The sequence below is a fragment of the Ruegeria sp. AE3 genome (assembly GCF_056542225.1).
Genome location: NZ_JBQFZL010000001.1, coordinates 288,707 through 305,057, shown reverse-complemented (window position 1 = coordinate 305,057; position 16,351 = coordinate 288,707). Strand labels below are relative to the sequence as shown.

Below are 16,351 nucleotides of genomic sequence, written 5' to 3'. Positions count from 1 at the left end.
TCATGCAACGCACATCGGAGTACCTGGTGCATTCTGTTTCGCGCGAAGATCGGGCCGACGGTTCCATCCTGCTGAAATCGAACCACACTCTTGGTCCTGTCGTCGACAAAACCGGTGTCTGGCTGCACGCCTGGGCCTCGGACGCGCCTGACCGCACGTTCATTGCTGAACGCGGCGGCGCAGGATGGCGCAAGGAAAGCTATGCGACCACGCTTGAAAAGGTGCGGGCAATCGCAAGCTCGCTATTGGCGCGTGGGATGGGGCCTGACACACCGATCCTGATCATGAGCGGCAACGGCTTGGATCATGGTCTGCTGAGCCTGGCTGCTCAGTACATTGGCGTACCGACTGCGCCCGTAGCCGAACAATACGCCTTGATCCACGGTGCACATGGCCGCCTGCGCCATGCCATCGAACTGGTGCGCCCGAAGATGGCCTATGTCGTCGATGCGGATCAATACCGAGAGGCGCTGGAACTGGATGCGCTTCAAGGGGTCGAAATCGTAGCCAGCCGACAAGGCAGGAACAGTCAGGTCACAGCGTTCGACGAACTTCTCAAAGGGGATGTCAGTGTCGATCTGGAGGCAGCCTATGAACTGGTTGGCCCCGATTCCGTCGCCAAGATCCTAATGACCAGCGGTTCAACCTCGGCCCCGAAGGGGGTCATCACGACCCAACGCATGATGTGCGTGAACCAGACCATGCTGGCCGACGGGTTGCCATTTCTGCGCACGCGTCCGCCCCGTGTGGTCGATTGGCTGCCATGGAACCACGTCTTTGGCGGATCTCATAACTTCAACATGATGCTCGCCAACGGCGGAAGCTTCTACATCGACGACGGCAAACCGGTAGCCGGTCTGTTTGAGAGGACGCTGGAAAACCTGTCCATGGTCACCGGCACGCTCAGCTTCAATGTCCCCGTAGGTTACAGCATGCTGCTGGGCGCATTGCAGCGGGATGGCGATTTGCGTCGGCGGTTTTTCGAAGAACTTGATCTGATCTTTTATGCGGGCGCTTCACTGCCACAGGACATCTGGTCTGGATTTGAACAGATGGCGCTGGATGTCAAAGGTGAGATACCGCTGATGACCTCGTCCTGGGGGCTGACCGAGACAGCGCCCGCCACAATGATGCAGTCCGAGCCCATTGACCGTTCCGGGGTTGTTGGCGTTCCGATGAACGGCGTGACACTCAAGCTGATACCGGATGAAGACATGCGATGCGAAATGCGCATCAAAGGGCCAAACGTGATGCCCGGGTACTTCAACGAGCCGGGCAAGACAGCCAGCGTTTTCGATGAAGAAGGGTTTTTCATTACCGGCGACGCCATGCGGTTCATCGACCCGCAGGACGTAAACAAAGGTATGAAATTCGACGGCCGGATATCCGAGGATTTCAAATTGCTGACCGGAACATGGGTGCGGGCCGCGCAATTGAGGATGGACTTGTTGACCTGTCTTGCGCCTCTTGCCTCAGATCTGGTCATTACAGGTGCCGACAGAAATGAGATCGGCGTCATGGTCTTTCCCGATGTCGCCGAGCTGAAGCGGGAAGGATTTGACCTGAACGACGACAGTGGCGCCTACTGCTGCAAATTGCTGCAAGGCGAAATTCACCGCCGCCTGGCAGAGCGCGCCCGCGAGTTATCGGGCAGCTCCACACGGGTCGGGCGCGCCATTGTCCTTAGCGAGCTCGCCTCGATGCCCGAGGGCGAAATGACCGCCAAGGGGAACCTCAATTTCCGCAAGATACTGACACGCCGGCAAAATTTACTTGAGCGTCTTTATGACGACGCCGATCCGGCAATCATAAAGATCTGAGAAAGGAACGAACAGATGGTCGATATCTCCAAGGTTCGCGCAATCGACATTCACACCCACGCTGAAGAACCCTGCGGGTGCCACTCGGATGACGGCTATGACGACCTGCAGGCAACCATGGCCAACTACTTTGGCGCGCCGTGGAGCCATCCGCCTACGGTTCCCGAAACTGCACAGCACTATCGCGAGCAAAACATAGCCGCGGTGATCTTCCCGGTCGATGCCGAGCGGGAAACCGGCTATCGGCGCTACAAGAACGAAGAAGTTGCCGCATTGGCGGCGGAAAATGACGACGTGCTGATCCCGTTTGCGTCAATTGATCCGCACAAGGGCAAGATGGGCGCACGAGAGGCGCGCCGCCTGATCCGCGAATTTGGTATCAAAGGGTTCAAGTTTCATCCGACGATGCAGGGGTTCTACCCCAATGACCGCATGGCTTATGACCTTTACGAAGCAATCGCCGAGGAAGGCTGCATCGCCCTGTTTCACACTGGTCAGACCGGTGTCGGTTCGGGCATGCGGGGTGGTAACGGAATGCGGCTTAAATACTCGAACCCGATGTTCATGGATGACGTCGCCGTCGATTTTCCGGATATGAAGATCATCCTCGCGCATCCGTCATTTCCCTGGCAGGAAGAGGCGCTGTCCGTGGCGCAGCACAAGCCCAACGTCTATATCGACCTGTCCGGTTGGTCACCAAAGTACTTCCCCGAGATTCTGGTGAAATACTGCAACTCGATCCTCAAGAAAAAGGTCCTGTTTGGGTCCGACTGGCCCATGATCACTCCAGAACGCTGGCTGTCGGATTTCGAGAAGATCAATATCAAGGACGAACTGCGCTCGGACATCATCAAAGGCAATGCCGCGCGCCTGCTGGGACTGACCCCGTGATGCTGCCCCCTGCCCCATCACTGCCCTACCCAGTCACTTTGAACTTCGACGGTGCCGAACCGCCAGAACCGGGCCGCGTCGTGGTCGTCGAAGTCACCAGCTATCGGGTGACATGATCATGAAGCCATTCGAAGCCCCACTTGCGGACATCTTATTCACGTTGAACCACGTAGTCCGGGCCACCGATCTTCCAGATTGGGACGCTGACCTTGCTGGTGAGATCGGCGAACATTTTGCCGCCTTCGCACAAGGTGAAATTGCCCCGCTGGACGAGCCGGGAGACAGGCAGGGATGCTCGCTGGAAAACGGTCGCGTATCCATGCCTGCCGGCTTTGCCCAAGTTTATGCAACGTATTCGGAACAGGGCTGGCCCTCGCTCACCGTGCCTGGAGAATATGGCGGTCAAGGGCTTGGTGCCCTGATACTGGCCATAACGTCCGAGGTGTTTTCGGGCGCAAACCACAGCCTTCAGATGGTTACTGGGTTGGTTCCGGGCGCGGTGCGTACCTTGTTGCGCTTTGGCACGAAAGATCAGCAGTCCCGGTACATTCCCTCTCTGGCCTCGGGTGAAACTCTGGCCACCATGTGCCTGACCGAACCCGGGGCCGGGTCTGACCTTTCTCGCGTGCGCTGCCGGGCGGAACCTGCTGAAGATGGCTGGAAGATCACGGGAGAAAAAATCTTTATCTCTGGCGGTGACCAGGACATGAGCGATCATATCCTGCATCTTGTGCTTGCGCGCACGTCCGATGAAGGCGTCAGAGGTTTATCGCTGTTTCTATGCCCCAGCACCTGCACTGACGGCAGCCGTAACCACGTTACCGTAACGCGCATCGAGGAAAAGATGGGCCTGCATGCCTCACCCACGTGCCAGCTGGCATTTGATGGGGCCAAAGCTGAACTGATCGGGGCCGAGGGTGAAGGCCTGCTGGCCATGTTCACCATGATGAACCACGCCCGGCTTGATGTCGCCCTACAGGGCGTCGCGCACGCCGCGCGGGCCTATGACATTGCCAGTACTTTTGCCAGTGAAAGGGTGCAGGGACGCAATGCCGACGGTCAACCGGCAACACTGGATCAACATGCCGACATCCGCCGTATGCTGGATCAAATCGACTGGCTGGCAATCAGCAGCCGCAGTCTTGCACATCTTGCATTTGTCACCATGGAACGGGGTACATCGCCTGACCTAGTCGATTTTCTGACCCCGGTTGCCAAGGTCTATTGCACCGAAGCCGGTATCAAGGCCGCCGAATTGGGTATGCAGGTACTGGGCGGCTATGGCTATTTGCGCGAATACCGGCTGGAGCAGACCTATCGCGATGCCCGAATTACCTCGATCTATGAAGGGGCCAACGGCATACATGCGCGTATGCTGGCAACACGTCTTGCCGCAGAGCCTGCGGGCGACGCCTTTGCCGAATTTGTTGCGCATGAAGCCGAGCATTGGACATGCGATGCGATCTCGGACGCACTGGACAATTGGCAATCCGCTCGAAGAAAGCTGAAACAGGGTGACAGCGCGGCGATGGCGCATGGGTTCATGCAAACGACGATTGATACCGCTCTGACTTGTCTGCGGGTGCGGCTGCGCAACGCCGCAAGCCTTCATCCATCCCCGGAACGGATCAAACGCATTTGCGGTTGAGGCTGGATCCAAGCGCGCAGATTATCGACAACCGATACCCGCCACTAATCGGACTGAAAGGAACGCAACATGACAGATCCAAAAGTGCTGATCGCGGGTGGTGGTATTGCCGGGTTGTCGCTGGCACTGACACTGCATCAGATTGGCATCGACTGCACTGTCTTTGAAAGCGTTCGGCACCCGCGCCCGCTGGGTGTCGGAATAAACCTGCAACCCAACGCTGTGCGCGAGTTGTACGATCTGGGTTTCACGGCTCAGGATCTGAATAAGTTCGGCGTCCCTTCGCAGGAATGGGCGCTTGTTGGTTTGAATGGGCACGAGATTTACGCGGAACCGCGCGGAACTTTCGCTGGTTACAACTGGCCGCAATACGCGGTGCATCGCGGCGCGTTTCACATGGCGCTTTACCAGCGGTTTGTCGAACGCGCAGGCCCGGATGCCGTACGCCTTGGTGCTCGGGCCACGGGATACCAGACCAATGCGGATGAGACGGTTACAGTGCGGTTGCAAACTGACCAGGGGGACGTCCGCGAAACCGGTGCCATTCTAATCGGCGCCGACGGTATCCATTCAGCCATCCGAAACCAGATGCATCCAAGCCAACCTCCGATCCATTGGGGAGGCGCCGTCATGTGGCGCGGCACAACTTTGGCAAAGCCCGTGCGCACGGGTTCTTCCTTTGTCGGACTGGGTACGCATAAGAAACGAATGGTGATCTACCCGATCTCACACCCTGATCCCGGAACCGGCATGGCGCTGATAAACTGGATTGCCGAAGTCACCTACGATGACCCGGACGCGCATGCGGCAACCGGGTGGTTCCGGCAGGTCGAGGCCAAGGATTTCGCGCACCATTTTGACGGATGGACCTATGACTGGCTGGATGTTCCAACTCTGATCCGCGGTGCGGATGTGACATATGAAAACCCAATGATCGACCGCGATCCGGTTGAAACGTGGGTTGACGGGCCGGTTGCCCTGATCGGAGACGCCGCACACCCGATGTACCCTACCGGATCGAATGGGGCCAGCCAAGCAATTATGGACGCCCGCATATTGGGGGCCAGTCTGCTCAAGCATGGCGTGGGCCCAACCGCGCTGGCGGCCTATGATGACACGCTGTGCGGTCCGGTGTCAGACCTTGTCCTTCGCAATCGGGGTGCCGGGCCTTTTGGCCTGTTGAATTTGGTCAACGACCGCTGTGGCGGTGTGTTCGACGATATTGAAACAGTCATTCCCTTGGCTGAAAGGGCCAGTTTCATGGCCAAATACAAAGCTGCCGCAGGTTTTGCGCGCGACGCTCTGAACAGCGCACCGCCAACGATTGCGCCCGGCTCGCAGCTGGCTTTGCAGGCGTGATGGAAAAGCCATCGGTGGATTGAACACCTGCGCCCATGTCAACAGCGTTTCGCCGGACCTGTGTATCGCCCGCAAAATCATGTGCTGCCGTGAATGATTTTGCTGCATACCAGCTTGCCCCTCTGAATTTTCGTTTGAGGAGAAACGACCAACAGCTAAACGGAAAGAATGCACCGGATCGGACCTGTCTGAACGCCAGACATGTTTTGATCGAAGAAAAATAATTTCATTGCACCGCCTTCTCATGTTCAATTGCACGCAAGGCGACAGGGCCATCTAAAAGGATTGATAATGCAGGATCATGGATATGCGTCAGGTCGACTGAACCTACCTTTCGTTGGAATATCGACCTTTGGAAAATCTCCGTATGTCGAGGATTGGGACAATATTGATGCGGATGTTTGCGTCCTTGGTGCGCCATTTGATTTCGGCACGCAATGGCGGGCCGGGGCAAGGTTCGGCCCTCGGGCCGTGCGTGAAGCTTCGACCCTGTTCAGTTTTGGACATGCCGGTGCCTATGACCACGAAGACGACGCAACCTATCTGGACAGTTCAGTACGTATTGTGGATTTGGGGGATGCGGATATCGTCCACACAAAGACCGAGGCCAGCCACGAAAACATCGCCTATGGTGTCCGCAAAATCCTGACCGCCGGGGCGCTGCCGCTTGTGATCGGCGGCGATCACTCTATCAACATTCCCTGCATTTCTGCGTTTGAAGATGATTGTGCGCAAAATGGCCCGATCCACGTGGTTCAAATCGATGCGCATCTGGATTTCGTGGACGAGCGTCACGGTGTCACCAATGGCCACGGCAACCCCATGCGACGGGCGATCGAAAAAGACTATGTCTCGGGGATGACCCAGTTGGGTATTCGAAACGTCTCGTCAACCGCCAAGGAAGGATACGAGGACGCGCGCGCACGTGGGTCAGACATCTTGTCCGTGCGTCAGGTGAGAAAGCTGGGAACCGAGGCTGTTCTTGAGCGAATTCCCGAAGGTGCTCGGTACTATGTGACAATAGATATTGACGCCTTTTGCCCTTCCATCGCAGCAGGGACCGGGACGCCAAGCCATGGGGGGTTTTTGTATTATGACGTTCTGGAAATCCTTCAGGGCCTCGCCAAGCGCGGCAATGTCGTCGGCATCGACCTTGTCGAAGTGGCACCAGCCTATGACCCCAGCGAAAGCACGCAGATTCTGGCCGCGCAGCTATTGTTGAATTTCCTGGGTTTTATCTTTCGCGAACGCGCCGGTCGCGAGAGATGAAGGGGGAGCGTTTGCTCCCCCTTCTTTGTATCAGGCATCGATAATGTTGTGGCCAGGCCCATATGGGAAGCCGGTGATGTTCTCGGCACCGTCTTCGCCAACCACCAGAATATCATGCTCGCGGTAGCCCCCTGCACCGGGTTGCCCTTCGGGGATCCACAGCATGGGCTCGATTGAAACGACCATGCCAGGTTCCAACACGGTGTCGATATCCTCTCGCAATTCCAGACCGGCCTCGCGCCCGTAATAATGGCTGAGGATGCCGAAAGAATGGCCATACCCGAACGAGCGGTATTGCAGCAGCCCCTCATCGGCAAAGAAACGGTTGATCTCGGCAGTGATGCCTGAACAGGTCGCACCGGGTTTGATCAGGCTCAGACCCAGTTCATGGGCCGCCACATTGGCCTTCCACAGGCGCAGGCTGTCGGCGTCCGGCTCGCCCAGAAACAGGGTACGTTCCAGCGCAGTGTAATAGCCTGAGATCATCGGGAAAGTGTTCAGCGACAGGATATCGCCTTTTTGCAGGGCGCGTTTTGTCACCGGGTTATGCGCGCCATCGGTGTTCAGCCCGGACTGGAACCAAACCCAGGTGTCGCGATATTCGGCATCTGGATAGGCGCGCGCGATTTCCTCTTCCATTGCGTCTCGGCCCGCCATGGCAATCTCGATCTCTGTCGCGCCTTCACGAATGGCCGCATGGATCGCCGACCCGCCAACATCCGCGGTGCGTGCGCCACCCTTGATCAATTCAATCTCTTCGGCGGACTTGACCATGCGCGCGGTCATTGTATCCGGCGCGATATCAACCAGCTCGGGGGTACCCAGCATCCGCAGGGCAGTGTCGCGGGCGGCCAGCGTCATGTGGTCGCCTTCAATGCCGATGCGCTTGGCGTTGCCGATCAGGCTTGCAACCGCACGCCAATAATTGTCGCGCTTCCAGTCAGTATAAATCACGTTGTCTTCGACCGACCGACGCCACGGTTGCCCGGCGTCGATGTTGGCCGAAACGGTGGTGCAGGCCTCTTGAGTGACCACGCAGCCATACAGACGGCCAAAGGAACAATACAGAAAGCCCGAGTAGTAGGCGATATTCTGCATCGATGTCAGCAGAACCGCAGGGATATCACGTGCGGCCATGATGCTGCGAAGCTTGCTGAGACGGCGATCATATTCACCCTTGCTGAACGGCAAAGGCGCTTTGTCACCATTGTGGCAGGTAAAGAATTCGGGGCGTTTTGTTGTGTCGGTCATCACTTGGTCTCTCAACTTTGCCGGGCGACAAATCCCGGCCACATGTCCCGGCGTTCAGGACAGGCGGTCTCGGGGTCCGAGAGCCGATCACCCCCTTACGTGCCGCGACGCCATCGCAGCGAGGGTGAACAGGGAAATCGTTAGATCAGACGATACGATCCGTCAAGCGGGGGAAAGCCCCCGCAGGCGTTCCGAACGACGCCGCAGCAATTCAACCGTGGTCAGCAGCGCAATCGACAGAACCACAAGGATTGTCGCAACCGCCAGAATGGTCGGGCTGATCTGTTCCCGCAGGCCGGTGAACATCTGCCACGGCAAAGTCTTCTGACTGGCTGAGCCCACAAACAGAACCACCACAACTTCGTCGAACGAGGTGATGAAGGCGAACAGACCACCCGAGATCACACCCGGCAGAATCAGTGGCATCTGGATCTTGAAGAAGGTACGTACCGGCCCTGCCCCCATGTTCGCAGCAGCACGCGTTAGTGAGCGATCAAAGCTCACAAGCGTGGCGGTCACAGTGATGATCACGAATGGGATACCCAGAACGGCGTGCGCCAGGATGACTTTCAGATAGCCCACAAAGTTCTTGTTCATGCCCAACGTCCCTTCAAGGAAACGACCGATATCGCTGTAGAAGAAGAACATGCCGGTGGCCGAGATGATCAGCGGAACGATCATCGGCGAAATGAGGATTCCCATGATAGCACGGCGACCGGGGACGTGGCTCTGGCTGAGACCAATGGCCGCCAGAGTACCAAGCGAAACCGAGATGATTGTGGCAATCGGGGCAATGATCAGCGAGTTCTTGAAGCTGCGTTGCCATTCATTGTTGGTGAAGAAATCACGGTAGTGCTTCAGCGAATACCCTTCAGGGTCCAGTCGCAACATCTCTGGCGTAAAGGTAAAAAAGTCCTGTGCGTTGAACGACAGCGGCAAGACCACGAGGATCGGTGTAATCAGGAAGACGAAGATCGCACCGCAGATCACCCGAAACAGGTAGTGGTAAAAAACTTGCTGCGCGGTCAGGTATGGCAGCAGCTTGCGCCGGTATCGCCCTTCGTACAGCCAGTAGGTAAACCAAATAAAGAACCAGCCGCCCAGCAGGCCAAGAACGCCTCCCATAAGACCTGACAACAGGAAGCCTGCGATGCCAAAGCCGAGAATATTGATCCAGCGGGCCAACTTCTCGTTCTTCAGAATGTTGATGTAAACCCATGCCAGTCCGGCGATCACGATGGCGCCGCCCAGGACCCCCAGCAGAACCGAGCCGTTTCCGGCGCCGACAAAGATACCAGCGAATGCCCCGGCCAGTGCGACGCTGGGCAGAACCATGGACAGAGGTTTGCGGGATATCGGAGTAAGTGCGGCCATCTTGATTATCCCAACTTCACGTTATCAATGCCCACGATCTTGTCGTAGACCCAGTAGAGCAGCAGAACGACCGCCAGCAGTATCGTTCCCAGCGCCGCCGCCAGTCCCCAGTTCAGTGAAGACGAGATGTGATAGGCGATCCGGTTTGATATAAAGACACCTTTGGTACCACCCACAATTTCAGGCGTGATGTAGTAGCCAATCGCCAGAATGAACACGAGGATGGAACCAGCGCCGATGCCCGGAATGGATTGCGGGAAATAAATGCGCCAGAAGGTCGTCCAGTTCGTCGCCCCCATGGATTTCGCAGCGCGTGTATAAGTTTCCGGAATGGTCTGCATCACTGAATACATGGGCAGGATCATGAATGGCAGCAGGATATGCGTCATCGCTGTGATCGTACCGATCTGGTTGTTGATGATCACCAGCCGTGCATCGTCGGCTACTAACCCCAGCCAGACCAGCGTTTCGTTGATTACGCCTTGCTGTTGCAGCATGACTTTCCAGGCTGATGTTCGGACCAGCAGCGACGTCCAGAACGGCAAGAGCACAAGGATCATCAACAGGTTCGACACCCGCATCGGCAGGGTGGCCAGCAGGTAGCTGACCGGATACGCCAGAAGAATACAGGCGCCGGTAATAACCAGTGACATGAACAGGGTCCGGCCAAACAACTTGATCAGGATCTGCTTGTCTTCAGGCTGAGATTGCGCGCCGTCAGGGGTTCTGCGCATATCCACTGCATTCAGAAAATACCCGTTGGTGATCTTCGGCGAATGGATTTTGATCACGCGCCACGTTTGTGGATCGCCCCATCCGTCGTGAATTTCAATTAGTTGCTCTTTGAACGGACCATCCGTTTCAGGATCCAGTTTCTTGATCTGACGGCCTGACTTGCGGAACATCGAAGACATACCGGTTTCTTCGTAGTTCAAACGCGAACCAAGCCGTGTGTGCTCTTTGTTGTCAATCGCAACAATCATATCGCGGACAAATGCGTTATACACATCTTCGCCCGGCAATTCGCCAGACTGCTCGTCCCAATTTTGAAGCGCCTCGACAGTTAGAGGCAGTGTTTCCGAAACGATGCTGTTCTCGACCGATCGGAAAAGCATCGCCGCGATCGGCACAATAAAGGAAAACAGCACGAACAAAAGCAAAGGGGCGATCAGAAGAAGGGCGCGCAGCTTTTGCCGCCGCAGCGAGCGTGCCAGCGATAGTTTGAGCGGCGTTCCGTCCGCTGCCAGCATGGGTCCGGCGTTTTGGCTTGCGTCAGTCATTCGAGCCCCTCGGGTATGTCTTGGTTCAGGGGCGGCGCACCGCCCCCGACTGTGTCATGAAATCAATCGCTTACTGCGCCAGCCATGCCTGGAACTTGGCGTCGATATCGTCGCGGTAATCCGCCCAGAATTCGTAGTTATACAGGAACGTGTTCTTGGCGTTTTCCGGATCGGTCGGCATATGCGGTGCCATATCGATACCCAGATCGGCGTGCTGACCCACAAGTGGAGCTGACGAAGCGCGGGCCGGACCGTACGAGATGTACTTGGCCTGATCCGCCAGACGCTGAGTGTCGGTTGCGAACATGATATAGTCCAAAGCGCGCTGCTTGCGCTCATCGCTCAGTCCGGCAGGAATGATCCAACCGTCCAGATCGAACACCTGCGCGTCCCACAGCATTGCAACCGGCTGTTTCTGCTCTTCGATCACACTGAACAGACGACCGTTATAGGTCGAACCCATGACAACTTCGCCGTCAGCCAGCAACTGAGGCGTGTCCGCACCGGCGGACCACCAGACAACGCTGTCTTTGATGGTGTCCAGCTTGGCCAAAGCCTGATCCTGACCTTCCGAAGTCGCCAGAACGTCATAGACATCATCCTTCGCGACGCCGTCACACAGCAGCGCCCATTCCATATTGTTGATGGGGCGTTTTTCCAGCGAACGCTTGCCCGGATATGCCTCCAGGTCGAACACTGCACAGATGTCGGTTGGTGGGGTGTCACCTACCAGATCGGTGCGGTAGCCGAATGTGGTCGAATAGACGATCTGCGGAATAAAGCAGTCGCTGACTAACAGTTCCCCGAAATCTTCAGAAGCCGGCGTGCCATCCGGAGCCGGAGCCAATTGGCTGTCAAAATCGATTTCAAGCGCCAGACCTTCGTCGCAAAGCCGGATTGCGTCAGCGGCCACAACATCCACTACATCCCATGTGATGTTGCCCGCTTCATTCATCGCGCGCAGTTTGGCGACGGCCTCGTTCGAGCTGTCATCGTTCAGAATCGTGATGCCAGTCTTTTCCGAATAGGGCTCGTGATACGCCTTCAACTGCGACTTTGAATAGGCACCGCCCCAGGAAACGATGGTCATCTCCTCGGCTGAAACAGTGCCCGCAGCCGTCGCAATTGCAGCCGCAGTGAGCATGATCTTGGTTGGTTTCATGTGTTACTCCCAGTTCATCCCGTTTTATGTGGTGGTCAGCCGATGCACGGGTTTTCACCGGCCGGTCCCTCAGCTTAACCGCGCTTGTCCCGCGCGGTTTGGCCTATGCGTCGAGCGCACGACAATCCTGTGCCAGCCAGCCGATCTCGATCTCCTGACCCGGGGTCAGGCGTACGGCATCAGGCGCATTTCGAGTTTTGGCGATGAATTCGTTGTTTCCGGCAACGGACATGCGGAACCGAAATACGTCGCCCATGTAAATGAATTCTTCGACCCTTGCTTTCAAAGTATGGGCGTCGGCGTGCAGGCGGTCTTTGTTGAATTCCACACGTTCAGGGCGGATCGAAACTTTGGTCCGGTCGCCTGCGTTGTGGACGTTGATCGGAACCGCGTCGATTTCCGAGCCATCATCCAGGCGTACGACGCAAGTGTCGCCATCAATCGATTTAATAACACCTTCCAACGTGTTGTTTTCACCGATGAATTGCGCGACGAAACTGTTTTCCGGCTCTTCGTAAAGCTGATCAGGTGGCGCAAGCTGTTGAATGCGGCCATCGTCGAAGACGGCCACCCTATCTGACATGGTCAGCGCTTCGGTCTGGTCGTGGGTCACGTAGACAGTTGTGATCCCAAGCTCATGGGCCAGACGTGTGATTTCGAACTGCATATGTTCACGAAGCTGCTTGTCCAATGCCCCCAAAGGCTCGTCCATCAAGACCAGTTCGGGCTCGAATACCAGGGCACGGGCCAGAGCAATCCGCTGTTGTTGCCCGCCCGACAGCTGAGCAGGACGTCGGCCACCAAAGGCGCCCATCTGAACCATATCCAGCGCGCGCTTGACCTTTTCATCCCGCTCCGACTTGCCCAGCTTACGGACTTCAAGTGGAAACGACAGGTTCTCGGCCACCGTCATATGCGGGAACAAAGCGTAGTTCTGGAAAACCATGCCAATACCGCGCTTGTGCGGCGGGATATTGTTGATGGGCTTGCCGCCCAGGAGGATTTCACCGTGCGTGGCGGTTTCAAATCCGGCGAGCATCATTAGGCAAGTCGTCTTGCCCGAGCCTGACGGCCCAAGCATTGTCAGAAACTCACCTTTGGGCATTGCAAGGTTTAGGTCTTTTACGACGAGGTTCTCGCCGTCATAAGACTTCTGTACGCGTTGGAATTCGACAAACGCGGCGTCGTTCATTGTATCGGCCACAAGACCCCCTGTTACGTCAAATGATTATCCGTCTTCTGCGGATTTCATTGATCTGTAGCCGTTAGTTAAGACCAAGCGATGTTCACATTGCAACAGTGAATCCCGGTTTTGTTACACAATATCGGGATTTAACAGCTCACCCGGCTTCGTTCAGAACCCGCATATGCCACGCAAGACTTTGATTACTGGACAGAACCGGCTTGCCGATACGAGCGCGTATCTCGGGAATAGCCTGTTGCGTGCGAAGGTTTGTACAACTCAGAAAAACCGCATCAACCGACGGGTCCGAGCCCAGTTTCGTGGCAGCGTCGATGACGGATTGCACCGAAATCCGAACAACTTTGGCCTCTTCTGATTCCCCGAATGTCCCAAAAACATCCATCTCCACTCCGCCTTGTGCAAAGGCCCGGCGCAGGGGAAGGTTTACCTCTTCAATATAGGGCGACAGCAGCGCGAATTTCGAAACTCCCAGGTGTCGCGCACAGGCCGTAGCCGCACGCAAAGGGTTTGTAACTTCGGCGGTCTGGCATGTCTGTTTGACAAGTTCCGCTACACGGTCGGACCCGATAACCGAGCTTGCAGACGTGCACCCGTACCCGACAACGCGATAAGGTCGCGCGCTGGGCAGCAATCCGGCGGCGGCTGGCAGCGCCTTCTCCATTTCCGCAAGGCTTTCCGTCGTCACCTCAATCCCGCTGGGAATACGCGTCACGTAGATTGGATACTTGCGGTCCGAAAAATACGAGCTGAACTCAGGCTCCAACGTTTCATCGGTCTGCAACACGATCAGACCAAGCGGGGTGGCCTTGGGATCGTCCTCATCAAGGGCGTAATGTATTCGGGTCATATCTCGATCACCTCTGGCCCGATACGCGGGCTTAGAAAACACGGAGCGCCTTCGGTGATGACAATGTTTTCTTCATGGACAAGTATTTTTGTACCAACGGCGATGCCCGGCTCCAGTGTCAAAACCATGCCGGGTTCCAGCACGGTCTGGTCTGCCGGAATAATGGATGGCCATTCTGTCAGTGACATCCCCAACCCATGACCCAGCCGCCCTGCATCTGTGCCTTCAGCATCTTTGGTAAGCACCTTGTTCATAGCATGGAACAAATCTGAGGCTGTTGCACCGGGTCGGGCGATTTCGAACGCGGCATCTGAGGCTTCCACCAGTCGGGCGTGCGCTGATCTCACCTCAGGCCGGGCTGGGCCTACAGACCAATTGCGATCAAAATCACAGAAATAGCCATCCCAAACCAGACCTGTATCCAGCATAAGTACGTCGCCAGGTTCCAACGGCGCCGAAGTTGCAGGTGATATTACATCACTGTAGCCGCCCTGCTCTGCCCCGCCTGCTAGATACGGCACCCAATCGGCCCCTTCCTCAAGGCAGAGCATCTGGAAGCGGCGAAAAACCGTGTCCAGAGGCACCCCTGCGCGGGCAATCTCGGGCACGCGGGTGAAGGCGCGTCCCGCAATACCACAGGCTGTTTGGATCTTGGCAATTTCAGCCTGGGATTTGATCATGCGCAGCCGGCGCAGGATACCCTGATCTCCGGTGATGCGTCGCGTGCCGAGAGCGCCGCGCAAGCGTTCAATGTCCGCCATGGGCATACGCACATGAGTCTCATGGCCGTCCGGCATTCCGACATTGCCTGAAACGGGCGTCAGTTCGGCCAGGACATCGGCCAGAAGCGAGATACCGTCGTCCTGCAAATCGGGCGCGCTCCAGGTTCGGATGTCATCGATCCAGGTCTGCCCCATGAGCGCGGCCCCGATCGAAGGGATCACGGCCACCGGTTTGCCCGTGGCCGGTACGACCAGAAACCATGGCCGGGTTGGGCTTTCCCAAAATCGGGTCAGATAGCCGGTAAAGTAACGCACATCAGTTTCTGTGGTCAGCAGCAGCGCCGACAAATCCGCGGCTCGCATCAGCTCCTGCGCGCGTTTGGTGCGCGCCTCGAACTCTGTCTGATCGAACCCCCTCATTCCGCGATCTCCGACAGAAAGCACAACACGCGTGAGTTTTCGTCGATCCCCAAGGCTTTCCGTGCTGTATCGTTCATCACCGCCGCAAGGCCTGCCCCGCCTGACGCCGTGGTGGTCAGCCCGACCTTTGCCATCGCGTCAAGCTTTGCCCCCACATCGTCATCTGAAAGGGTCAGGAACAGGTCTGTGTCGCGGGCCAATCCGTTTAACGCGATCAACGACGGTTCCTTGCAGTCCAGACGCCCCATGATGCTGTCCGGGCCATCCGCGAAAACACATTTTCCGGCAACTATGCTGGCCTGCAACGCGGGCGCCGCTTCGGGTTCAACCACAACGATATTCGGTGTGTCGCCCCAGATGTGTCGTGCGTAAGCTGCGACAGCACCGGCCAGCCCGCCCACGCCTGCTTGCAACAGAATATGCGTCGGAATCTCAGGGCACTGCCTGACAGCCTCTGCCGCCATTTGCAGATATCCTTCCATGAGCGTCCATGGCAGGTCATAATATCCATCCCACGAACTGTCCGACAGCAATATCCATCCGTTGTCTTCGGCAGCCGTTTTCGCGGCCTCCATGCTGGCGGCATAGTCAGCGCCACTTCGAACAACTTCGGCTTTTTGGCCTTTCAGACGTTCCGCGAAGGTTTCGGGCACAGTTTCAGCAATGTAAACAACAGCCTTCGCACCGAAGATTCTGGCACCAGCCGCAACACTCATGCCGTGGTTCCCGGCGCTGGCAGTCACATAGGTCGCGCCTGCCAGAGTTTGTTCACCCGGCTCACCTGTCTTCTCGGCCGCATGACGCGCAATTACATAGGCTGCCCCTAAAGCTTTGAACGAACCAAGGTTCATCCGCGCCCGCTCATCCTTTACCCAAAGCCTGGCTACAGGGGCCAGTTTCCCGGCATCAACCAATGGCGTTTCTTTCGCGACAGGGCACTGAGAAAGCAAGTCTGCAACACGGGCAGCGTTTGTAGAAGGATACGGCGCAGACGGTGCAAGCTTTTGGCCCCCCCGATGTGGATTGTTGATGATTTGCATACGCCCTCCCCCAATTGTTCATCTGGTGACGTGACCCTATCGATGGAACACTGTCAATCAACCT

General features: G+C 56.8%; 13 protein-coding genes. 5 read left to right on the top strand and 8 right to left on the bottom strand.

Annotation, left to right across the window (positions count from 1 at the left end):
• Positions 1–2 precede the first annotated feature (2 nt).
• From ACR0NZ_RS01510 to speB, 5 genes are all read left to right on the top strand, one after another.
• Complete coding sequence (locus tag ACR0NZ_RS01510) at positions 3–1,820, top strand: feruloyl-CoA synthase (protein ID WP_480516473.1); 1,818 nt, start codon at positions 3–5, stop codon at positions 1,818–1,820.
• A 15-nt stretch (positions 1,821–1,835) separates the two neighbouring features.
• Entirely contained in the window at positions 1,836–2,711 is an 876-nt protein-coding gene (locus ACR0NZ_RS01505; protein ID WP_480516471.1) for an amidohydrolase family protein, read from the top strand.
• Positions 2,712–2,829: 118 nt separating this feature from the next.
• Positions 2,830–4,359, top strand: a complete 1,530-nt coding sequence (locus tag ACR0NZ_RS01500; protein ID WP_480516469.1) for an acyl-CoA dehydrogenase family protein — start codon at positions 2,830–2,832, stop codon at positions 4,357–4,359.
• A gap of 69 nt (positions 4,360–4,428) precedes the next feature.
• Positions 4,429–5,718, top strand: a complete 1,290-nt coding sequence (locus ACR0NZ_RS01495) for a flavin-dependent oxidoreductase (protein WP_480516467.1) — start codon at positions 4,429–4,431, stop codon at positions 5,716–5,718.
• Positions 5,719–6,009: 291 nt separating this feature from the next.
• Entirely contained in the window at positions 6,010–6,987 is a 978-nt protein-coding gene (speB, locus tag ACR0NZ_RS01490) for an agmatinase (protein ID WP_480516465.1), read from the top strand.
• A gap of 30 nt (positions 6,988–7,017) precedes the next feature.
• Here speB and ACR0NZ_RS01485 read toward each other — a convergent pair whose 3' ends face one another.
• From ACR0NZ_RS01485 to ACR0NZ_RS01450, 8 genes are all read right to left on the bottom strand, one after another.
• Positions 7,018–8,238 (bottom strand): aminopeptidase P family protein, encoded by a 1,221-nt coding sequence (locus ACR0NZ_RS01485; RefSeq protein WP_480516463.1) that lies wholly within the window; start codon positions 8,236–8,238, stop codon positions 7,018–7,020.
• 162 nt (positions 8,239–8,400) lie between these two features.
• Positions 8,401–9,612 (bottom strand): ABC transporter permease, encoded by a 1,212-nt coding sequence (locus tag ACR0NZ_RS01480; protein ID WP_480516461.1) that lies wholly within the window; start codon positions 9,610–9,612, stop codon positions 8,401–8,403.
• Positions 9,613–9,617: 5 nt separating this feature from the next.
• On the bottom strand, positions 9,618–10,892 hold the full coding sequence (locus ACR0NZ_RS01475) for an ABC transporter permease (RefSeq protein WP_480516459.1): 1,275 nt from the start codon (positions 10,890–10,892) through the stop codon (positions 9,618–9,620).
• A 70-nt stretch (positions 10,893–10,962) separates the two neighbouring features.
• Positions 10,963–12,054, bottom strand: a complete 1,092-nt coding sequence (locus ACR0NZ_RS01470) for an extracellular solute-binding protein (RefSeq protein WP_480476310.1) — start codon at positions 12,052–12,054, stop codon at positions 10,963–10,965.
• A gap of 103 nt (positions 12,055–12,157) precedes the next feature.
• Positions 12,158–13,258, bottom strand: coding sequence for an ABC transporter ATP-binding protein (locus ACR0NZ_RS01465; protein WP_480476308.1), 1,101 nt, complete (start codon positions 13,256–13,258; stop codon positions 12,158–12,160).
• 136 nt (positions 13,259–13,394) lie between these two features.
• Positions 13,395–14,105, bottom strand: a complete 711-nt coding sequence (locus tag ACR0NZ_RS01460; protein WP_480476306.1) for a maleate cis-trans isomerase family protein — start codon at positions 14,103–14,105, stop codon at positions 13,395–13,397.
• Positions 14,102–15,247 carry a M24 family metallopeptidase gene (locus ACR0NZ_RS01455; RefSeq protein ID WP_480476304.1) on the bottom strand — a complete coding sequence of 382 codons (1,146 nt, stop codon included), beginning with the start codon at positions 15,245–15,247 and terminating at the stop codon, positions 14,102–14,104. Before ACR0NZ_RS01455 ends, ACR0NZ_RS01460 begins: the two co-directional genes overlap by 4 nt.
• Complete coding sequence (locus tag ACR0NZ_RS01450) at positions 15,244–16,287, bottom strand: pyridoxal-phosphate dependent enzyme (protein ID WP_480516457.1); 1,044 nt, start codon at positions 16,285–16,287, stop codon at positions 15,244–15,246. The genes ACR0NZ_RS01455 and ACR0NZ_RS01450 overlap by 4 nt, the downstream gene beginning before the upstream one ends.
• Between the last annotated feature and the right edge of the window lie 64 nt (positions 16,288–16,351).